The organism is Paenibacillus sp. FSL M7-1414 (assembly GCF_038003195.1).
Lineage (GTDB): Bacteria > Bacillota > Bacilli > Paenibacillales > Paenibacillaceae > Paenibacillus > Paenibacillus amylolyticus.
Map to the genome: position 1 here is coordinate 3365512 of NZ_JBBOOS010000001.1, position 22287 is coordinate 3387798.

15 protein-coding genes are annotated in these 22287 nt (G+C 47.0%); 14 read left to right on the forward strand and 1 reads right to left on the reverse strand.

Going from position 1 to position 22287, the window contains the following annotated elements; translation table 11 throughout:
• Window positions 1–18: 18 nt before the first annotated feature.
• The 5 genes from MHH92_RS14690 to MHH92_RS14710 all read left to right on the forward strand — a co-directional run bounded on the left by MHH92_RS14690 (window position 19) and on the right by MHH92_RS14710 (window position 8330).
• A complete protein-coding gene (locus MHH92_RS14690) occupies window positions 19–1536 on the forward strand; it encodes a glycoside hydrolase family 43 protein (protein ID WP_340904564.1) in 1518 nt (505 codons plus the stop codon).
• Window positions 1537–1543: 7 nt separating this feature from the next.
• A complete protein-coding gene (locus MHH92_RS14695) occupies window positions 1544–3094 on the forward strand; it encodes a glycoside hydrolase family 43 protein (RefSeq protein ID WP_340904566.1) in 1551 nt (516 codons plus the stop codon).
• 125 nt (window positions 3095–3219) lie between these two features.
• Window positions 3220–4905: an extracellular solute-binding protein gene (locus tag MHH92_RS14700; protein WP_083684744.1), complete on the forward strand. Its 1686-nt coding sequence runs from the start codon at window positions 3220–3222 to the stop codon at window positions 4903–4905.
• A 48-nt stretch (window positions 4906–4953) separates the two neighbouring features.
• Window positions 4954–6720 (forward strand): sensor histidine kinase, encoded by a 1767-nt coding sequence (locus tag MHH92_RS14705; protein ID WP_445744707.1) that lies wholly within the window; start codon window positions 4954–4956, stop codon window positions 6718–6720.
• Window positions 6705–8330, forward strand: a complete 1626-nt coding sequence (locus MHH92_RS14710; protein WP_076253035.1) for a response regulator — start codon at window positions 6705–6707, stop codon at window positions 8328–8330. The genes MHH92_RS14705 and MHH92_RS14710 overlap by 16 nt, the downstream gene beginning before the upstream one ends.
• Window positions 8331–8456: 126 nt before the next feature.
• Here the strand turns inward: MHH92_RS14710 and MHH92_RS14715 are convergent, their stop codons facing one another.
• Entirely contained in the window at window positions 8457–9224 is a 768-nt protein-coding gene (locus tag MHH92_RS14715) for a helix-turn-helix domain-containing protein (RefSeq protein WP_047842955.1), read from the reverse strand.
• 274 nt (window positions 9225–9498) lie between these two features.
• Here MHH92_RS14715 and MHH92_RS14720 point away from each other — a divergent pair, with 274 nt between their 5' ends.
• The 9 genes from MHH92_RS14720 to MHH92_RS14760 all read left to right on the forward strand — a co-directional run bounded on the left by MHH92_RS14720 (window position 9499) and on the right by MHH92_RS14760 (window position 22267).
• Window positions 9499–10854 carry an extracellular solute-binding protein gene (locus MHH92_RS14720; RefSeq protein WP_036615912.1) on the forward strand — a complete coding sequence of 452 codons (1356 nt, stop codon included), beginning with the start codon at window positions 9499–9501 and terminating at the stop codon, window positions 10852–10854.
• Window positions 10855–10959: 105 nt separating this feature from the next.
• Window positions 10960–13857, forward strand: a complete 2898-nt coding sequence (locus MHH92_RS14725) for an extracellular solute-binding protein (RefSeq protein WP_340904571.1) — start codon at window positions 10960–10962, stop codon at window positions 13855–13857.
• Window positions 13858–13876: 19 nt separating this feature from the next.
• Window positions 13877–14833 (forward strand): carbohydrate ABC transporter permease, encoded by a 957-nt coding sequence (locus MHH92_RS14730; RefSeq protein WP_036615906.1) that lies wholly within the window; start codon window positions 13877–13879, stop codon window positions 14831–14833.
• Between the two features lie 2 nt (window positions 14834–14835).
• Window positions 14836–15711, forward strand: coding sequence for a carbohydrate ABC transporter permease (locus tag MHH92_RS14735; RefSeq protein WP_026081082.1), 876 nt, complete (start codon window positions 14836–14838; stop codon window positions 15709–15711).
• A 15-nt stretch (window positions 15712–15726) separates the two neighbouring features.
• Window positions 15727–17190, forward strand: coding sequence for an NHL repeat-containing protein (locus MHH92_RS14740; RefSeq protein ID WP_339187369.1), 1464 nt, complete (start codon window positions 15727–15729; stop codon window positions 17188–17190).
• Entirely contained in the window at window positions 17174–17809 is a 636-nt protein-coding gene (locus MHH92_RS14745; RefSeq protein WP_036615901.1) for a YIP1 family protein, read from the forward strand. The genes MHH92_RS14740 and MHH92_RS14745 overlap by 17 nt, the downstream gene beginning before the upstream one ends.
• Before the next feature lie 17 nt (window positions 17810–17826).
• Window positions 17827–20403 carry a DUF5696 domain-containing protein gene (locus MHH92_RS14750; RefSeq protein ID WP_340904576.1) on the forward strand — a complete coding sequence of 859 codons (2577 nt, stop codon included), beginning with the start codon at window positions 17827–17829 and terminating at the stop codon, window positions 20401–20403.
• Window positions 20404–20456: 53 nt separating this feature from the next.
• On the forward strand, window positions 20457–21302 hold the full coding sequence (locus MHH92_RS14755; RefSeq protein ID WP_082219083.1) for a carbohydrate ABC transporter permease: 846 nt from the start codon (window positions 20457–20459) through the stop codon (window positions 21300–21302).
• 17 nt (window positions 21303–21319) lie between these two features.
• Window positions 21320–22267, forward strand: coding sequence for a carbohydrate ABC transporter permease (locus tag MHH92_RS14760; protein ID WP_036615897.1), 948 nt, complete (start codon window positions 21320–21322; stop codon window positions 22265–22267).
• Window positions 22268–22287: the final 20 nt, after the last annotated feature.

A 22287-nucleotide genomic window follows, 5' to 3' on the forward strand; every position in this document is an offset into this window, starting at 1 on the left:
TATAGGGGGATTCTTTTGATGAATCATCATTCTACACCACAAGCTGGTGAGCAAAAGCAAGACCAAGCTGCCAATCTGGAGCGTATTCCAGGGGAGATTGGAAAGCTTCGTCCCAACGGTAACCCTTTGGTGGCCCACAAATTTGGAGCCGATCCCTATGCTTTAGTATTTAACAATCGAGTCTACTTATATATGACTAGTGATAAGCTGGAATATGATAAGGACGGTCTTCCTCAGAAAAACAGCTACAGTTCAATCAACCGGATTACGGTCATTTCTTCGGATGACTTAATCAACTGGACCGATCATGGGGAGATCAGAGTTGCTGGACCTCAAGGCGCAGCAACATGGGCTTCACAATCCTGGGCCCCGGCAGCTGCTCATCGAATCTTGGATGGAAAGAACTGTTTCTTTCTTTATTTCGCCAACAATGCCAGTGGAATAGGTGTACTGTCTGCACCCACACCTGTAGGTCCGTGGATAGACCCTATAGGAAAAGCACTTATTACAAGAGAGACTCCGGGAGTGGAGGAAGTAACCTGGCTATTCGATCCGGCTGTCATTGTAGATGATGATCATCAGGCCTACATTTATTTCGGTGGTGGTATTCCACAGGGGAAAGCAGAAAGACCGGATACGGCAAGAGTGATGCGATTGGGAGACGATATGATCAGCGTTGTTGGCAAAGCGAAGGTTATTCAGGCGCCTTATATGTTTGAAGATTCAGGGATACATAAATATAATAATAGTTACTACTTTACGTATTGTTCCAATTTTATTGAGGGTGATCGGCCAGAGGGCAGCCCACCACCTGGTGAGATAGCATATATGACCAGTGTTCAGCCAATGGGGCCATGGACATATCAGGGTACGCTACTCCAGAATCCAGGACACTTTTTTGATATTGGCGGCAACAATCACCATGCTATATTTCAACTATCGGATCAATGGTACATTGCCTATCATGCCCAGACATTATGCCAAGCCATGGATATTCCCGAAGGTTACCGTTCAACACATCTGAATCGAGTCGAACATGATGAGGCCACGGGTAAGATCAAGAAGGTACATGCCGATTATCAGGGCGTAGATCAAATCAAATGCTTCGATCCTTATGGGCGGGTAAGCGGTTCAACGATTGGATGGAGTAGCGGAGTATCAACAGAGCAATATCTTGACTCTGGTGAGATGTCTGCATCAGATTCGAATATGATTTCCGCTAAACTGCAAAATGACAGCTGGATAGCTATATCGAAGGTGGACTTTGAAAGTGAAGGACCCACAACCTTCACAGCCACGATTGCGAATCAAGGAACCGAAGGTACGTTAGAACTTCGACTTGATCGTGCAGACGGACTGTTAATTGGAGAAATCATTGTTCCGCCTGCGACCGAATCCCTTCACTGGATGGAACTAACAACTAAGGTTACGGGTGCGAAAGGTGTGCAAGACTTGTATATTAAGCTTAAAAGTTCAACAGACAGCTCAACCATCCTTTTAAGAGAATGGAAGTTTAACAGACAAAATGAGGTGTAATTAAAGTATGTATCCGAATCCGATTATTTGGGCCGATTACCCGGATCTTGACGTTATTCGTGTAGAAGACACATATTATATGGTCAGTACAACCATGCATATGATGCCGGGATGTGTCATCCTGCGTTCATATGACCTGATCCATTGGGAAGTAGCAACATATGTATACGACACATTGGACGATACACCTGCCCAACGGCTGGTGGATGGTCATCACGTTTATAGTAAAGGCATGTGGGCTGCATCACTCCGCTATCATCAAGGGATGTTCTATGTGATCTTTGTTGCGAATGATACCCGTAAGACATACTTGTATACGTCGACCTCCATCTCGGGAGTGTGGAAGAAACAGATCGTGGAAGGGTTCTACCATGATTGCTCCTTATTTTTTGACGATGATGAACGAGCATATCTCGTGTACGGTAATACCGAGATCTATCTGACCGAATTAAGCTCTGATCTGTCCGGGCCCAAACCTGGTGGAGTGCATCGCTTGATTGTAAAAGACGAGCAGCCTCATCACCTTGGTTATGAAGGAGCACATTTTTACAAGATCAATGGTAAATATATTGTGTTCCTGATTCATATAACAAAAGCTTCCGGACGGAGAACACAGGCGTTTTATATGGCAGATTCTCTGGAAGATGTCTTCACTGGTGGAGAAGTATTTAATGACGATATGGATTATTTCAATTCAGGTGTTGCTCAGGGCGGTATCGTGGATACACCGGATGGAGACTGGTATGCAATGCTGTTTCAGGATCATGGGGCTGTTGGCCGGGTTCCTGTTTTGGTTCCGCTACACTTTGATCAAGGTAAACCGATCTTTGCAAGCAAAGCGCCGAAGCAGATTGATATCCCGAGCACGAGACCAGAGCACCGTTATAACCCGTTAGTGGGTAGCGACAGTTTCAATTATGAACCCGAAGAAGATGGAAACATCCGCCTCCGTGATTTTTGGCAATGGAATCATACACCTAATCATGAACTTTGGTCCGTTACAGAGAAACCGGGAGTGTATCGTGTTCGAACGGGACAGATCAGCCCAAATCTGACGTTTGCGGTCAACACACTAACCCAGCGTTCAATGGGGCCCGCTTGTGAAGCAATAGTTACGCTTGACGGCGATCGTCTCAATGATGGGGATTATGCCGGGTTGTGCTTTCTGATCGGTTCGTACGGTATGATCGCTCTCACGAAGCAGGATAGCAAGTTTTACTTGGTCATGCATGCCAGAGATAGTGAGGATTCAACCATATTTGGTAATCTGATCGACCAGAAGCCAGCCACTGAACATGAACGTATCCCGGTATCAGATTCAGTAGTTAAACTAAAAGCATTCGGAAATTTTGAGAACAATCTGGATGAGTGCTCTTTTGCCTATTTCGATGGAACTGAATGGAGAGATATAGGGATTGTTCACAAAATGATATATAAACTGGATCATTTTATGGGTTGCCGAACAGGGTTGTTTGTATATTCAACTGAAATAGCTGGAGGAACAGCTGACTTTTCGAATTTTGAATATCGCGTGATTAATCCTGATGAGAAACAATGAAAATACGTAAAAGCCGCCCAACGGCGGCTTTTCGTATTCAATGAGTACAAGTTGTTGTACAATGATATGGATTAAAGTTGACAGAGAGAAGAGAGTTGTTCAAACCGAACTGGGGGCATGTCGTCATGTATAAGAGATGTCTGGACATAACAAGATGGACCTTCATTCTGTTCCTTGCTGTATCCATACCAGCAGGTCATACCGAAGGTAATACCAAACAACATCATCCGCAGCAAGATGGGCAGCAGATTCAACTTCCCGCTACGTTTGAGAGGTATTCTCCTCCCATCGTGGTCTCTTTTGTCAGGGAAACGGGAGATGACCTTGAGCGCATGATTAGTCAGTTACCTGGTGAGACGATACTGGATAATCGCTGGACTCGTTTGTACGAGAAAGAGCTAGGTATTCAAATTCACTATGACTGGACTGCTAAGGGAGATGTATACAATCAGAAGTTGGGTGTATCCCTTGCTGCAGGACGTTTTCCAGATGTGGTGAAAGTTAATCCATATCAACTTAGACAACTGAGCAACGCTGGAATGATCGAAGATTTAACCCATGTGTACCAAGAGTATGCTTCCCCACTTACAAAGAGTATATTGGAGGCGGAGGGAAGAGGCGCATTTGATGCGGCAACCATTGATGGCAAACTCATGGCTATTCCCGAATCATCTTCCTCCATTGAGACAGCGCAGTACCTGTGGATTAGAACCGATTGGTTGGAGCAACTGGGGCTACGGCCGCCTGAAACGATAGAAGAGCTTCTCCAGGTTTCGAAAGCGTTTACAGAGGAGGACCCCGACGGGAACGGAGAGCATGATACATACGGACTTGCGCTAACGAACCATCTATGGGATCCAGTTATGGGAGCTGCAGGGTTCATGTCCGGCTACGGTGCCTACCCTAATATATGGGTTAAAGATGCAGAAGGAAACCTCACTTATGGAGGTATACAGCCTGAAGTTCGGGAGGCTCTGAAAGTACTGCAAACGTTGTATCGTGAAGGCCAACTTGATCCGGATTTTGGTTATAAAAGTGGAAACAAGGCGTTTCGTCTAGTTCAAGATGGAAAAATAGGGATGCTTTACGGCGAACAGTGGACATCCTTTATGCTTCAGAGCACCCGTGATACAGATACAGGTATAGATGTAGAATGGCAGGCATATCCGATTGTTGCCAAGTCGGACCGGAGTCTGTTCGTACCGCTACGTTCCAACACTGGGCAATACTTTGCTGTAAAAAAAGGCTTCTCTAATCCGGAAGTTGTTGTAAAGCTCATGAATCTGCATCTGGACATCAACTGGGGGGATCAGGCACAGTATGAAACATACTACAATGACGACTCCCGAGCTGTGTGGATGCTTTCACCAGTAACTCCTTTTCCCGGTAATAAAAATATAGATGCATACAAACAAATTCGGGATGCCAGAAGTACAGGAGACTTCTCGGCTCTGCAGAATGAAGCTCTCGCCATTCACAAACGCATTGTGGCCTATGAATTGGAAGATGTAGAGAGCGGCTGGGGTTGGAAACAAACCTATGGGCCTTCGGGTGCTTTTAGCATTGCAGATTCTTACGAGAAGAACGGCCAACTTCTCTATGATCAATTCACGGGCGGAATTACGGACACGATGGTTGATCGACAAATTATTCTTCGGGATCTTCAGCTTGAAGCCTATATGAACATTATTCTAGGCAGGTCGATAGATGAGTTTGATCAATTCGTTGAGAACTGGCGCAAGCTGGGGGGAGATCAGATCACATCGGAGGTTAACGCGTGGTTTCGCGCCAGCAAGCCAAAGGAGCGCTAATGTTCACTTTATTTTTACAAGGAACCCACTCAGCCTTTGGCATTGGAGGTGAATGTATTGATCAAGATCCCTGCTAAATCATGGTTTAACAGTATATTTGCGCGATTAATAATCACCTATCTGGTATTTGTGCTCCCCCTTATTCTTCTTGGCGTGTATCTGTATCATTGGAGTTATGACAATGCAAGTCAGGAAATATCGTTGTCAACGGAAAGACGGTTGAACCAATATGTAGTGGAATTGAACAGAGAGATAGAATGGATGGAATTACAGCAGTTTGATATCGTTGAGGATCGAAAACTCAATCGTCTAGCCATTCTCTGGGACATGATGGATCAGGTTGAGCGGCGTGATACATTAAATTACCTGACTGAACGACTCGCTTCATTCAAGAATAGCACTGCTTATATCAAAAACGTTCATGTACATATCCCTTCTGTTGGCAAAAGTATATCCGCGATCCAAGGCATCGATGATTTCGATAAAAGTTCTTATCTATATTTCAGTTCAGGCATGCAAGGAAAAGGTACACGTTTCACGGTGAAAGAGGACGCCTTGAACTTAAGTGCCGTCAGGCTGACAGGCACGAGAGGAGAACCCCCGCTTTTTGTCATTCAGGTGGAGCTGGATACATACCATTTTCAGAATGAACTCACACGGCTTAATTTGTACCCGGAGAGTTCAACGTTTCTGATTGAGGACAAAACGGGGCATGCCATCACAGATAAACAACAAGCTAGTGTTATTCTCGCGAATTACCGTGAGCACAGTGTAAAGGGTACACTTGATGGCTTTCGGATGAAGGTGGGGGACACCATGTACCATGTTAGTCAGTTGCATATGGACTCCCTGGGCTTATCCGTAGCTACATATCTACCCGAGGCAATTGTTACCAAGCCACTTAGCAAGTTCTATCATTGGGCTTGGCTGTTTGCAATTACATCATTTGTTGCCATCACGGCGTATCTCTATTCAAGTTACAAGTTGATTCATATCCCGTTGCTGTTGTTGGTGAAAAGATTCAAAAAAATGGAGGGAGGCATGCTCGATGTCCCCATTGCGCATAACCGAAAGGATGAATTTGGCTTCCTCTACACCCGTTTTAATCTAATGATTGAAAATCTTCAATCCCTTATCGATCGAGATTTTAAGAAAACATTGATGATGCAGCGGGCCGAGTTGAAACAGCTTCAATCGCAGATTAATCCTCATTTTCTGTACAATAGCTTCTTTATTCTGAATTCACTGGCAAGGACAGGAGAAACCGAACGTATTGAGCAATTCACGAACATGCTTGGAGAGTATTTCAGGTTCATTACGCGGAATGAAACAGACCATGTGAAGTTGAAAGTGGAAGTTGAGCATTCACGAATCTATACAGAGATTCAACAATTACGATTCTCCAGACGAATCAAAGTTGATTTTGGGCCACTACCTGCTGAGATGGAACATATTAAAGTTCCCAGACTCATTATTCAACCTATTATTGAGAATGCCTACGAACACAGCCTTGAAAAGAATACGGACTCCGGTCTTCTAATTATTGGGTTTAATATGGAAGGTTCATATGCCGAGATCACCGTAGAGGATAATGGAAATGAGTTGGAAGAGCAACACATTCAAACTCTTCAACATCGTTTGCATAAGGACGGAGGTACAGACGAAATGACCGCGTTAATAAATATTCATCGACGTTTGGTCCTGACGTATGGAGAAGGAAGTGGCCTTTTCCTATCCAGAAGTGAACTGCAAGGGTTAAAAGTCACAATTCGAATCCAGTGGAAAGAGGGGGAAAACGAATGTATCGACTTTTGATTGTAGATGACGAGGAGATTATTACGGATAGTCTCTATGAAACGTTCGCCAGACATATACCCGAACAGCTTGATGTATGTAAGGCCTACTCTGCAACAGAAGCATTGTCCTGGATGCAACGGTCGAGAATTGACATTGTTCTAACGGACATCCGTATGCCGGGCATGAGTGGGTTGGAACTGACAGAGCGGATTCAAGCCAGTTGGCCGAATTGTCGCGTCATTTTTCTGACAGGACATAGCGATTTTGATTATGCATATCAAGCTTTTCAGATGGCTAATGTGCGTTACTTGCTCAAAACGGAAGGTTATGACAAGGTGATGTCTGTTGTAGAAGATGTGATGGAAGAGATCCGGCAAAGTCACAGCATGGTTGAGTTGTTGGAACATTCTCATAAAGTCAATTCGCAGCTTGCACTGATACAGCAAAAAGAGTATTTGCGGAAGTTACTTCAAGACTGTACGGCGGTTATAGATTCTACTATGGATATGCAGGACGAATTATTCAAACGAGATATAAGATTACAGAACAACTCACCTGTGTATCTCATACTGGGTCGGTTCAATAATTTGCCAGAAAAAGGTTCGGACCTCACACAAGTCCAAGAATCTGTGCGCATTATCGGCTCTTCTCTGATGAATGAGCGTACAGTGTGCGCAAGTGTAACGGACCATTATGGGGATACGATCTGGCTGCTTCAGCCGAAGCAGGAGGAAGAGATGACAAATGATAAACTTGTGCGATTTCTAGAAGGTACACTGGAACTGGTACAGGAAGCATGCATGGTATCACTCGGCGTATCCATTGCTTTTTCATTAAGTAGTCGCAGCTGCAATTGGTCCGAGTTAACCAAACAATATGAACGTCTGAGATTACTCCAGTGGATGAAAATTGGGGATGGTGTATCCATGGTACTCACGGATCATCGTAATGATCTCTCATCTGATGTACCCAAAGAATCCATGCGGATCTCAAACCGGATCGAGATTATGTCAGGATATTTGGAAACGGGACGAATTCAGCCATTTTACGATATATTTGAGGAGCTTGCAGGAGAACTGCTGCAACAGGAAATTACGATGGAACGTGCCATGGAGACATACTACAATCTGGCATTATTATTGCATTCAACGATCAATCGTTGGGGTCTTCAACAGAAAATCCCGGATCAACGAAGCTTGCTGCACTTAGGGGAGTATACATGCATGAAGGATGCAGTACAATTTCTATATCGTGCTGCTGATGAATTAGTCCGCTACAAAAGATCAAATGAACAGGAACGCGCTAACGTTGTCATTCATTCCTTATGCAGTTACGTCAAGGAGAATCTGGAGAAAGATCTCTCTCTGGTGAGACTGGCAGAACTTCATCATTTTAATCCATCCTATCTGTCGCGATTCTTTAAGCAGGAAATGGGAATAAACGTGTCAGAGTTCATTGACGACTGCCGAATACGGAAAGCCAAAGAATTGCTTCAGAACACAAATCTTATGGTGCGTGAGGTCGCACTTCAAGTGGGGTACGAGGCTGCCCATTCATTTACCCGACTTTTTAAGAAAATAACGGGAATGACTCCCCAAGAATACCGGGAATCCCTTTTGGTACGTTAACGGTGAATACTCTGGAATTGACCAAACCCAAACAACCACAAAAAAACGCAGGAAGTAGAATACATCCCCTGCGTTTTTTTGTGGTTATTATCTAATTGATAAACAAACCGATTCGGCGACCCACCTTTAGGCCGTGTGGATTTTTTGTCTTCTATAAGCATTGGGACTCGATCCGGCATACGCTTTGAACTTTTTATAGAACCAATCAATATCCTTATAACCTACCTCAATAGCAATCTCATATATTCGCAGATTCGTGGAAGACAACAACTGCTGTGCCTTTTCCATACGTTGCTGGAGCATATAATCATTGAAAGACATCTTCTCTTCCAGCTTGAACTTCTGTCCAAGGTACGCACAGTTAAAATGAAGCATGTCAGAGATCTTCTTCAGCGTGATTTCATCACTCAGATGATCCCGTACATAGGCCTTAACGATACGAATAACATGACTGGAGTGCATGGGTTTACCGTTCATTTGAACGGGTGTTTTGAAGAACGACGACGTTTTGTGTGCCGGGTCGGTTTCAAGGTGGGATCTAAGTCCATGCAGACTGTTAAGTAAAGAAGAAGGACTAACAGGATACGGGAGATAATCATTTACCTGATACGTCAGGGCTTTGCGTACAAACCTGAAGTGATCTCTTCCACCCATCAGGAGGATAGGTATCTGACTTTTTTTTCGAATGTCATTGCATAACCAGAGCCCCGCGGTATCAAACCTCTCTGTATGTACCATAACAAGGGAAAAGTCTCGTTCTGACAATGCGGTCAAAGCCTCGGCCGATGAGAACACACAATTTGCGATAGTATATTGAGCTTTGCTCCGTAGCAACATCTGTTGCAACTCTCCGCACAAACGACGGCTGAAATCCACAAGTAAAATATCATACATGAAGCAATACCTCACCTTCTGCTGAATTGTAATGCGCTAGATTAACTGAAATTTGACTTAATTTCATTATGGTAATAAAAGAAAGCGCATACAATGTGCATATTTTTGTAGACAGTGCATTTCTTTACCAATTAAAACCTATAATGCACTTTGCTCGTGCAAAATTACGCAAATCTATATTCAGCCCGGGTAAACATCTGTATTTCGGCAGGTTGTTTGCGCTTTCATTTGAACGATACACTGTGATAGCAAACGACAATCAGGGGGGAAGACGATGAGAAAACACAAGTTCATGCTACTGAGCCTGGTATTTGCGGTCTTATTGGTGATTGCTGCATGCAGTTCTGCACCTACCGCTCAACCCGAGCCGGAAAAGACAACACCACAGGAGGAACAAAAACCCGCGGAAACCGAGCCAAAGAATGAAAACTCCACGCCAGAAATGGACTTTGACATGGGTGGCAGAACGATCAAGGTTGTTGCTTGGTGGGACATGGAAATACAGGGGAACAACCCGGACAACATTCAACGCCTTGAGAATCTCGAAGCGCTGAAGAAAAAACACAACTTTAATATTGAATATGTTTCCATCGATTTTGGTGAATATCAGGAAAAAGTAGTTGCTTCCCTGATGGCCGGTGAACCGCTTGGCGATCTGGTGAGACTGGGCAAAAACTATGCCATTCCGGCATTGACCAAACAGGATCTGTTATGGCCGGTGGATGATTATATTAAAAACGACAAGGTATTCAACCAGAAAACAACCAAGGAATACATGCAGTATGAAGGCAAAGGTTACGGCTTTACCGAGGACCAGTCCTCGTTTATCAACGGGATTTTCTATAATCGCACACTCATGCAAGAGCTCGGCTTGAAGCCACTTCAGGAGTATGTGGATGCCGATGAATGGAACTGGGATACGTTTATCAGCGTTGCCAAGCAAGCGAACAAAGATCGAAACAATGATGGCAAGCTAGACACTTGGGGACTCGCTCAAACGGGCTTGCTGGAACCGATTCTGTATTCCAACGAGGCTTCTCTGACCAAAGAGGATAAGCAGAACCTGGAAGATCCAAAAACGAAAGAAGCGTTGAACTTCCTGTCCAAACTGGCTACCGAGAAGGTCGGTAGAGCTTCTGAGGGCGGAGATTGGACAGAGCCATCCACGTTCTTCCGTCAAGGCAACACCTTGATGTATTCAGGTGCCATGTACGAAGTTGAAGGTATTATGACGGATATGAAGGACTACGATATTGGTTTTGTACCGTTTCCAAAAGGTCCAAGTGCAACAGCGTATCACTCCGGTGAGTCACGTTACCAAGCTATAACGATTCCAAAAGCAGTAGAGAATCCGGAACAACTGATGTACATCTGGGAGAAAATTAATGAGATCGAATCGATCTATGAGTATCCGGGACAATCCACACTGGAGACACATCTGACCGATGAAGCAGATATCAACAACGCCAGAGAGGTTGCGGAAGGTATGTTGGTTCTCGACCATAACACATTCCCGTCCTTGCCGTTCTGGGATTTTGATGGGGAACTCAAAGAAGGGGTATCCGTATCTACGCTGATCGAGAAATACAAGGCTCCTTTCCAGGCTGCGATTGATGAGGTTTACAAATAAGTATCACGTTACACGGGCAGAACGCACCAGTGAAGGTGCGGTCTGTCCGGGTTAGTCAATCGTTCAGTTCTCTCAACGCTTACAGGAAAGGGGATACATTCAAACATGCGGTCACGTAAGAAAAAGGGACTAATCCTGGTGCTTGTCCTGGCCTTGGTGCTCTCCATATGGACACTATATCCATCGCGGGATCGTAATCCGGGAACGGTACATGCGCTTGAGGACTTTGAGGCGGTATCGGGAACCGAGGATTCATTCAGTTATGAGCATTATCTGACTGCTAATGATAATACGGCCAAACCGGATGAAATTGTACGCATCGAAGGCGAATCTTATGTTCAGGCAGAGGATGGAGAATTTGAGGTTGTGCAAGGGTACGCCGGATTAGACGGAAATGCCGTAATTACGCCGGAAACTGGAACCATTCGCTGGGATGTTCCCGTTCAAGTGAGCGGTTTGTACAACATTCGCATTCACTATTATCCCGTAGAAGGCAAAAGCTCCGGGATCGAACGCAGGCTTGAGCTTAATGGTAAGGTCCCGTTCAGAGGGGCCGATATTCTTCTGTTTGACAGGGTATGGGGGAATCGCGAGGACAACGTCCGGCAGGACGATCGTGGCAACGAGCTTAGACCAAGACAAGTGGAACAGCCCGAATGGCAGCTGACTTCCTTCAAGGACAGCGCAGGGTACTTCGAGGAACCGTTTCAGTTTTATTTTGAAAAAGGCAGTCAGAAGTTATCGCTTACTTCATTAAGAGAAAGCATGGCGATCGATTATATTGAGCTATATCAAGAAAGCGAAGTTCCTTCCTATGCAGAGCTGGAGCAAACCTATGCCTCACTCGGTTTGAAACAATCGGCTCCTGTCATGCTGAAAGTACAGGGGGAGGAAGCTGTCAGCAAATCATCCCCTACACTGGCACCAATCTCGGACCGATCAAGCCCTTCACTCGAGCCTTATAATGTATCGAAAATTCGGATGAACGCCATCGGGGGCATTAACTGGAAACTGCCGGGCGAATGGATTGAATGGGAAATTGACGTGCCTGAAGACGGACTGTATCAACTGGCGCTTAAGGTAAAGCAGGATCAATTGCGTGGCATCTATGCCACCCGCAGTCTGACGATTAACGGCGAAGTTCCGTTTAAGGAAATGAAACGCATTCGATTTAACTACAGCCCGGCCTGGCAAACTCAGGTGTTGGGTTCGGGAGAGGATAAGCCATATCAGTTTCATCTTGAAAAAGGGAAACACCGAATCCGAATGACAGTTACACTTGGCGACATCGCTCCGCTGCTGCGGACCGTGGAATCCAGCGTGCTGGAACTGAATGAGATGTATCGCAAAATATTAATGATCACCTCCAACAGTCCGGACCCACTGCGGGATTACCAGCTGGAACGGCGTATTCCAGAGATGACGGAGGTGTTTGAACGACAAGCTGACACCTTGCGCTCCGTTGCAGATTACCTGGAAAAGGCCACGGGTGAGCAAAGTGACAAAGTGGCCGTACTGCACGCTATGGTATTGCAGCTTGAAGATATGGCGGCCAGACCAGAGACGGTTCCCAAACGGCTGGATACGTTCAAAATTAACGTAGGTGGTCTCGGCACATGGATTCTATCGGTACGTGAACAGCCGATTACGTTGGATTACCTTGTTGTATCTCCGCCGGGTGAATCGTTGCCCAAAGCGGAAGCGAGCACCGTCCAGCAGGTGAAGCACGAACTGGGCGCATATGTTGCCTCGTATACCGAAGATTACGACAGCATTGGCAACGTGGAACAAAAGAAGGATGCCATCACCGTATGGATCACGACCGGACGAGATCAGGCCCAAGTACTGAAAGGCATGATCGACGATTCGTTTACCCCGGATACGGATGTGTCCGTGCAGTTACGTCTCGTTCCGCCTAATATTTTACTGCCCGCAACACTCTCGGGGGAAGGCCCGGATGTAGCCATGCAGATGGGCGAAGACATTCCGGTGAACTATGCGATGAGGAATGCAACGGCGGATCTGAGCCAGTTCCCTGATTTCGAGGAAATTTCGGGCAGGTTCCGTGAAAGCGGATTGACGCCATACCGCTACAACGACGGGGTATATGCCCTTCCGGAGCAGCAGCATTTTCCAATGCTCTTTTACCGCAAAGATATTCTGAATGAACTGGGCCTCGAACCGCCAAAAACGTGGCAAGACGTATATAACGCCATCGCCGTGCTGCAGAAGCATAACATGGAGTTTTATCTACCGATTGAGGATACGCTGAACAATGCCAACCTGGTTCCGAATTCAACCTTTGCGATGTTGTTATATCAGAATGACGGAACGTTCTACACCGAAGACCAGAAGAAAAGTGCACTGGATTCGGAGATTTCAATGGACGCGTTCAAACGTTGGACACAATTTTATACCAATTACAAGTTTCCGCTCAAAGCTGACTTTCCGAACCGGTTCCGTACCGGGGAAATGCCGATCGGAATTGCTGATTACACCACGTATAACATGCTGACGGTTATGGCTCCGGAAATCCGCAATCTCTGGGACTTTACGATTGTTCCGGGTACACAGCTTCCGGATGGATCCATACGGCATGAAGTGGCCAGCGCTACGAGCGCGGTGATGATGCTCGAAAATGCCGACAACAAGGAAGCGGCGTGGAAGTTCATGAAGTGGTGGACTGCTGAGCAGACCCAGATTGAATACGGGAGAGAAATGGAAGGTCTTATGGGAGCGGCTGCCCGTTACCCGACGGCCAATATCGAAGCCTTGAAGCAATTGCCTTGGCCTGTGAAGGATTATCAAAATCTCGAGAAACAATGGGAATGGGTACAGGGAATCCCGCAGCTTCCTGGAGGTTACTTCACGGGACGACATCTGGACAACGCCTTCCGTAAGGTGGTCAATGCAAATGAAAATCCGCGTGAAGCCTTATCGGACTATGTATTGTACATTGATGATGAAATTGAGTTGAAACGCAAGGAATTTAATCTGAAATAGAGGAAAGGGAGGGTAACGGTTGCAAGCTAAAACTACCAAGACAGCCGCCGCTCCTGCCGTCCATACCCGCCAGGTCGGCTGGTGGTCCCTATTGAAGCGGGATCTGTATCTCAGCAGGCATTATTATGTATTGATGGCACCGTTTATGCTGATTTTTTTCATGTTTACTGTCATTCCGGTCGGCATTTCACTTGGGCTCAGCTTTTTTCACTTCAATATGCTGGAGCTGCCGCGATTTGTCGGCTGGCAGAACTATTCCCGGCTTTTCCTGAACGATGACGTATTTCTGATCGCGCTCAAAAACACGCTGCTTTTTGCCGTAATTACAGGCCCTCTCAGTTATATAGCCTGCTTTTTGTTTGCGTGGATCATCAATGAGCTGTCTCCTAAAATTCGGGCGGTCATGACGCTGGTTTTCTATGCCCCATCCATATCGGGCAACGTCTTTTTCATCTGGCTGATCATCTTCTCGGGTGACAGCTACGGGTATATGAACGGCTTCCTGATGCGCCTTGGCGTCGTACTGGAACCGATCCAATGGCTCGCAGACGAGAAGTATGTACTGGCAATCGTCATTATTGTACAGCTGTGGCTGAGCCTGGGAACCAGCTTCCTGGCCTTTATTGCAGGACTGCAAACCATTGATCGTTCTCTGGTTGAAGCAGGAACCGTAGACGGGATCAAAAATCGCTGGCAGGAGCTCTGGTACATCACCTTGCCTTCGATGAGACCGCAGCTGATGTTTGGTGCGGTAATGCAGATTACCGCTTCCTTCGCCGTAGCTGAGATCTCCATCGCACTGGCAGGTTTCCCGAGCGTAAACTATGCGGCACACACAGTTGTCACACATCTGATGGACTTCGGAACCATTCGTTTCGAGATGGGCTATGCCTCGGCCATCGCAACGGTTCTGTTTGCCCTGATGCTGGGTACAAACGTTTTCACGCAAAAAATGCTTAGAAAGATAGGTGAATGACGATGACCAGCAAAGTACGTGCCGTGTTTGGCATGCCAAAAAGGCTTAATCGGTCATTTACCGTCAGCCTGATGTTATTTGCATTGCTGGGCGTGTTCGGCTCCTTTATGGTGCTTCCGCTCATCTATGCTGTCAACAATGCATTCAAGCCGCTGGATGAGCTGTTTATTTTCCCGCCGCGCTTCTGGGTGAACAATCCGACAACGGAGAATTTTGCCGATCTGATCAATCTCATGGGCAATTCGTGGGTGCCGTTATCCCGCTATATTGCCAACACATTGCTCATTACGATACTTGGCACAGCGGGGCATATCCTTCTTGCATCTGCAGCAGCTTATCCGCTGGCGAAGTATCGTTTTCCGGGTTCCAAAGTGTTGTTCACCATTGTCATTCTGTCCCTGATGTTCTCGCCGCATGTTACGGCGATTCCGAACTACATGGTCATGTCCTGGCTTGGCTGGATTAACACTCATGCCTCCATAATTGTGCCATCACTTGCGTTCTCGCTGGGACTTTTCCTGATGAAACAGTTCATGGAGCAGATTCCCGATGCTTTGCTGGAGGCAGCCAAAATCGACGGAGCCAATGAATACCGGATATTCTGGAGCATCGTGATGCCCAATGTGAAGCCGGCATGGCTCACGCTCATGATCCTGCAGTTTCCAGCGTTATGGGGAACGGATGGCGGGAGTTTCATCTACAGTGAAAATCTCAAAACGCTGCATTATGCGCTCAGTCAGATTGTGCAGGGAGGGATTGCAAGAGCTGGTGTAGGTGCGGCTGTTGCTTTGCTGCTGATGATCGTACCGATCACTCTGTTTATCATCTCTCAGAGCAGTGTTATGCAGACGATGGCCACTTCGGGCATGAAAGAATAGAAAGGAGGCAGCGAGGTGCGAAGAAGCACATGGAAAAAACGTAAATCGATCATCATGGGCATGATCTGCCTCCTGTTGTTCGTTCAAGAGGCGCCCTACGTGAATGCAGACGGTAAAACGGATGCGTATCATTATTCCTTCTGGGGTGACGCAGTTCCTTCACCGGCGGCATATGAGGCAACAACCATTATCACCGGCAAGAAGCTGAACACAACTCCTATGAAAGAGCCAAGTGACATGCATGTTACCGCCAATCAGCACGTCTTTGTGCTCGATTCGGGCAATGGCCGCATCATTGAGATGGATCGCAACTTCAAGCTGGTACGGACGATTGATTCATTTGAGCAGGAAGGCAAGGAAGATCATTTTAAAAATCCACAGGGATTGTACGTCACGGAAAAAGGCCATCTGCTGGTCGCTGATTCGGATAATCACCGGGTGGTGCATCTGGATGAACAGGGGAAGCTGGTCAAGATCGTGTCTGAACCAAAATCGGATCTGCTTAAAGAAGACTTCCAGTTTAAACCGATGCGGATTGTTATGGACAAAGGGGAGCGTATCTACGTCATGGCCGAAGGCGTATTTGATGGATTCATGGAGTTCAGCGCCGATGGTACGTTCTCTTCCTTCATTGGAGCGAACAGAGTTCAGGTGGACCCGGTGGAGTATCTGTGGAAACGGTTTGCAACACGGGAGCAGCGGAGCCAGATGGTGATGTTCACTCCAACGGAATTTACCAATCTGGATATGGATGAAGAGGGCTTCATCTACGCCACTAGCGGGGATCGCGGCAAAGATCCGGTCAAGAAGCTGAATGCCCAGGGTACAGACATTTTGCGCAGAGAAGGCTATCAGACTCCGCAGGGTGATTTGCTGTATACCCAAGAAGCAGGGCCATCCCGCCTGATTGATGTGGATGTGGGTGACAGTGACATGTATTCCGTACTGGATTCCAGCAAGGGCCGAATCTTTACCTACAATGGAGACGGATATCTGCTCCATATTTATGGGGGCATCGGGAACCGGCTGGGCCAGTTTAATACACCTGTTGCCCTGGAACGTGCGGGAGACCGGATGTTAGTTCTGGATAAAGCGCTGGGTGAAATCACCGTCTTTCAAACAACTGAATACGGACGTACACTCCACGAAGCGGTGCGCAGCTACTATAACGGTGATGAAGATCAATCTTCGGTGCTGTTTGCCCAAGCTGCCGAGATGAACGCTAACTTGGAATATGCGTATGCGGGAATTGGCAAAGCATTGCTTCGTCAGAAGGAATACGCCGAGTCTGCGAAATATTTCAAGCGCAGCATGGAGCCCAAAGGGTATTCCAAAGCTTTTCTTTTGTACCGCAAAGAGCTGATGCGTGAGCATTTTTCATGGATGATGTCCGGTATATTCCTGGCTGTCGCTGCGATTGTCACCGTCATCATCGTTCGCAGGCAGAAAAGGAGGACTACGAATGCAGGCATCAAGTAAGCAACTATACCAGTACCCGCTGCATCTGATTTTTCATCCGTTTGACGGATACTGGGAATTGAAGTATGAACGGAACCAGAGAAACTCACTGCTGATTGCTTTCATGATCCTGGTGCTTCTGGTCATCACCAAAATTTTGCATGCCCAGTACAGCGGTTTTCTCATTAATCTCAGTAATCCAAAGTACCTGAACAGTCTGCTCGAAATGTTATATGTCATTATACCGGTACTGTTTTGGTGTGTGGCTAACTGGTCGTTAACCACATTGATGGACGGGGAAGGCAAGTTCTCCGAGATTTTCATGTCAACGTGCTTTGCACTGGTACCGTTGTTACTCATTCATTTTCCATGGATCTGGCTGAGTCTTGTGATCTCTGCGCAGGAAACTGCCTTTTATTATTTCTCCAATGCACTTGCCATTGCGTGGACGGTATATCTGTTATTTGTAGGGAATATGACGGTTCATCAGTACACACCAGCCAAAACGGTGCTCACGATGCTGCTGACACTTGTGGCGATGGCGTTTATGGCATTTCTGTGCCTGTTATTCTTCAGTCTTGTACAGCAGATTGTATCGTTTGTCGTAACCATCTATCAGGAATTAGTGCTTCGGGGCTAAGGGAGGAGGAATTTGTTATGAATTATACCGTAGCCAAAAAAATAACAGGAATGCTGCTCGCGGGCAGTCTGCTTCTGGGCGGTTGTCAATTCTCGCCAACACCGCTCGCTCACGAGACAGTGACTGCCGCTGATCAGACGGACTTTCCCTCCCTGCCTCCCGGAGAGAAACTGAAATCATCGTTCAGCGATGTCCGCCTTCCCGGCATGGTAGGTATTGCGCAGAATGCTGCGCTGCAGTTGTTCATTAACGAAGAGACTGCCGAGATTGCAGTGATTCACACGCAGAGCGGGCAGATCTGGCGCAGCAATCCTGCAGATCGTGAGCAGGATGGGGTTGCTGCCGGGATAAACAAAGACCTTTTGTCATCACAAACGAAGCTCAGCTTCTTCAACAGCCTCGGACAGAGCAGCACCGTAAATTCCTTCACGGATAGTGTTGCACACAAGCAGATAAGCTACGAGGTGCTGCCAAGCGGCGTGCGGGTCCACTACCAGTTTGGAAGCACTGAGCGATCCATAGAAGACTTGCCGATGAAGATCAGCAAGGAGCGATTCGAACAAAGGCTGCTTGCACAGCTAGACAAGGCCGGGCAACGGGCCTTGAAGGTCGGCTATGCGGAAGACAAGGATGAAGGCGCTTACGTCCGGATTGATAAGGCGATGCAAGGATTGCAATTGTCCCGGGCCTTGAAGGCTTTTGACACAGCCGGTTACACATCGGAGGATCTGGCTCAGGATCATGCCGAGTTTGGCATTGAAGAGGAACGAAGTGGACCACGGCTGTTTATGCTTACGATGGAATATGAGCTGGATGGAGAGGATCTGCTTGTACGTGTTCCGTCCTCAGGCATTCATTTTCCGGAGGAATATCCGATCAACAGCATATCTGTAATGGATTATTTCGGGGCCGGGGGTTCAGAAGAAGAGGGCTCCATACTGGTGCCGGACGGTTCTGGAGCGCTGATCCATTTTAACAATGGCAAGCTGCAGTATCCTGCCTACCAACAAGATATATACGGACCGGATATGACCATGAAACTACGGGAAGCAAGTTCGAATGAAGCCAGAGCCAGGTTGCCGGTATTTGGACTGATTCGGAAAGAGGGAGCTTTCCTGGGCATTATTGAACAAGGGGATGCCGTTGCAGTTGTGAATGCCGATATCAGCGGCAAACTGAACAGCTACAACAACGTATATCCCAGCTTCTATGTGGTGAACAAGAGCGATGTGACGCTTCAGGCAAGTGATATGGTTCGTACACTTCCGAAATTCCAGAAGAAACCGACCGCGTCTGATTTCGTCGTTCGATATGCTTTTGTGGGGGGGGATAAGGCCTCGTACTCAGGGCTTGCATCACTCTATCGGGATTATCTGATGCAAAACGGCGGACTTCCCGAGTTGAACGCCAGCAAGGAGCAGAGTAACGTTCCCTTTTATCTGCAACTGTTCGGTGGCATGACAACAAGACAGCATATGCTGGGCATACCGTATGATTCAACGGAGGCTTTGACCACGTTTGATGAAGCCAAAAACATTCTCTCCGCCTTGACGGAGAAGAAGGTATCCAATATTCAGGTGCGCTATGCAGGATGGCTTAACGGCGGGCTTCATCATCGACTGCCGGATTCCATCCAAGTAGACGGCGCGGTAGGCGGGAAAAAGGGATTGCGGGATTTCAGCGCATACACACAAGAAGCGGGTATCGGTTTCTATCCCGATATCGCTCTGCTGAATGTGCAATCCAAAAAAGGGTTTAAACCGTCCAAAGAAGCTTCACGCACATTAACTCAGGAACCCGCGGTCTTGTATCCGATGAACCAGGCCATCCAGCGGCGGGACCGGGATCGTTCACCATCCTATGTGCTTTCGCCCAACATGCTGGAGGACGTGACGGCAGACATGTTAGATGAGTTGAGGTCCCTTCAAAAGGATGGACTGTCGCTAAGCCTGAATGATCTGGCAGCTCAGTTAAACAGCGATATGAATCCGAAAAAGCTGGTGGACCGAACACAAGCGCTTGGCTCCGTGAAGAAGGTACTTGAACAGATCGGGCAGCAGGCTGGCTCGCTTGTTGCTGAAGGCGGGAACGCTTATGCCCTGCCGTATGTAACTGGTCTGACAGATGCGCCGATGACCAGCAGTCGTTTCAAGCTGGAGGATGAAGAGATTCCGTTCTATCAGCTCGTTGTACACGGCAGCATCGGTTATACGGGGACGCCATACAATCTCTCCACATATACCAATGCAAGGCAATATGTGCTGAAGCTGATTGAATATGGAGCCAGCCCTTACTTTGCATGGTTCAATGCGCCAAACCATGTTGTGAAAGAAACGGATTATGATGATCTCTACGCGGCGAATTATGAACAATGGATCGATCTGGCTGCCGAGATCTACAACGAGGTGAACCAGGTGAACCAGCCGTTTGCCGGACGTTCCATGATGTCCCATGAATCCCTGGAGGAGGGTGTCTTCCGGACAACATATGAAGGTGGCGGGTTCGTAATCGTCAATTATAACGACTTCCCTGTAGAAGTTGACAACGATACAGTGGAAGCCCAAAGCTATGTGACTGGTGGTGAGCAGCTCTGAAGACGCTCCTGAAATGGAAATGGGGAAGTCGTACGTATGCTCAGCAGAAAGCCATGTGGGGCGTAATCTACGTGCTTCCCTGGCTCATTGGTTTTGTGTTGTTTTTCTTCATTCCGCTGTTAGCCTCTCTGCGATACAGCATGAGTACAATTCAGGCTAACGCAGAAGGCATAGCGATTCAGTTCAACGGTGTTGCCAATTACATTCAGGCGCTGACCGTCAATACAAGCTTTAACCGTGCGTTAATTGAGGCGATCACAGACGTGCTCATCAACGTACCGCTTATCGTTATATTCAGTCTGTTCCTTGCCGTCATCCTGAATCAGAAGTTCAGGGGCCGGGCTGTAGCGCGGTCGATCTTTTTCCTGCCCGTTATTCTGGCATCGGGAGTGATTATGACACTGGAGAGCACCAGCCTGATTGAAGCGGTTAATCAGAGCAGCACAGGTGGAAGCTCACTCGGGACATTTGAACTCGAAAATCTGATGGTTAACGCCGGAGTGAGCGATTGGATCGTCACGTATCTGAGTAGCGCCGTAGATCGGATCTATCAGATCGTCAGTCAATCCGGTGTACAGATTTTGATCTTTTTGGCAGGGATCCAGACGATTTCCCCTCAACTGTATGAGGCTTCGAAGATGGAAGGGGCAACGGGTTATGAAGCCTTTTGGAAAATTACGTTCCCAATGGTCAGCCCGCTTATTTTTGTCAATGCGATCTATACAATCATTGATTCGTTTGCCAATAACGCCATGACGGAACTGATCCGGGATACCGGCTTCGTCAAATTTGACTTTGGATTAAGTTCTGCCATGGCATGGGTCTACTTTCTGGCCATTGCCATCATTCTGGTTATCGTAAACATCATTTTCTCGAAGCGAGTCTTCTATCAAGATTAGAAAGGAGGGTGTCCCACGTGACAACATCACGATTATTATCGCTGGAGCATTGGAAAGGCTGGCTGTGGGCCATGATCCGATTCGTTCTGATTACCGGGCTTTCCTTCGTTATCCTGTTTCCCATATTTCAGAAGGTTTCCACATCCATCAAAGCTAAAGGTGATCTGTATTCGGCAGTGGTGGTGTGGATTCCACAGAACTTCTCCATCGACAATTTCAAAGAGGCGATACGCGTAATGGATTACTGGGCAACGCTGTTTAATACGTTTGCCCTGTCTGCAACGACTACACTGTTGACTACAGCATCCTGTGCACTTGCAGGATACGGATTCGCCAGACTGAAATTCAGGGGAAGCAACTGGCTGTTTGCTGGTGTAATTCTGACGATTCTTGTACCGCCAACGACCATTCTCATTCCGGTATACCTGAATCTGAAAAGCTTTGATCTCATGGGGCTTATGACGCTTATAGCCGGCAAACCTGTTAATTTGCTTAATACCTATTGGCCGTTTATTCTGACGGCGATTACGGCCAATTCACTTAAGGCCGGCTTGTACATCTTTATCTTCCGGCAATTCTTCAGAGGTATTCCGAAGGAAGTGGAGGAGGCGGCCTATGTGGACGGCGCGGGCATCGGACGAACATTTTCAAGAATCATGCTGCCCAATGCCATTCCGTCCATGGTAACAGTCATGCTGTTTTCCTTCGTATGGCAGTGGAACGACAGCTTTTATACGACGACTTATCTGACTTCAAGTAAAGTCATGTCGACTCAGTTATCGTCCCTTCCGTATAATCTGGCCCAGCAGGTTACTGACGGTGCAGCTTCCCAGGCCGATCCGTTCTATTTGAGCATGATCCAAGATACAGGAATTCTTCTTGCCATTCTGCCTTTGATCATCATCTATTTGTTTGTGCAACGATATTTCGTAGAGAGTGTAGAGCGTACGGGAATCGTCGGTTAAGTTCTTCTGTACGTTAGGAG

Bases quoted from the DNA above. Each gene is read 5' to 3' on its own strand.
- MHH92_RS14690 (WP_340904564.1), top strand. From the start codon at position 19: ATGAATCATCATTCTACACCACAAGCTGGTGAGCAAAAGCAAGACCAA.
- MHH92_RS14695 (WP_340904566.1), top strand. From the start codon at position 1,544: ATGTATCCGAATCCGATTATTTGGGCCGATTACCCGGATCTTGACGTT.
- MHH92_RS14700 (WP_083684744.1), top strand. From the start codon at position 3,220: ATGTATAAGAGATGTCTGGACATAACAAGATGGACCTTCATTCTGTTC.
- MHH92_RS14710 (WP_076253035.1), top strand. From the start codon at position 6,705: ATGTATCGACTTTTGATTGTAGATGACGAGGAGATTATTACGGATAGT.
- MHH92_RS14715 (WP_047842955.1), bottom strand. From the start codon at position 9,224: ATGTATGATATTTTACTTGTGGATTTCAGCCGTCGTTTGTGCGGAGAG.
- MHH92_RS14720 (WP_036615912.1), top strand. From the start codon at position 9,499: ATGAGAAAACACAAGTTCATGCTACTGAGCCTGGTATTTGCGGTCTTA.
- MHH92_RS14725 (WP_340904571.1), top strand. From the start codon at position 10,960: ATGCGGTCACGTAAGAAAAAGGGACTAATCCTGGTGCTTGTCCTGGCC.
- MHH92_RS14735 (WP_026081082.1), top strand. From the start codon at position 14,836: ATGACCAGCAAAGTACGTGCCGTGTTTGGCATGCCAAAAAGGCTTAAT.
- MHH92_RS14745 (WP_036615901.1), top strand. From the start codon at position 17,174: ATGCAGGCATCAAGTAAGCAACTATACCAGTACCCGCTGCATCTGATT.
- MHH92_RS14750 (WP_340904576.1), top strand. From the start codon at position 17,827: ATGAATTATACCGTAGCCAAAAAAATAACAGGAATGCTGCTCGCGGGC.
- MHH92_RS14755 (WP_082219083.1), top strand. From the start codon at position 20,457: ATGTGGGGCGTAATCTACGTGCTTCCCTGGCTCATTGGTTTTGTGTTG.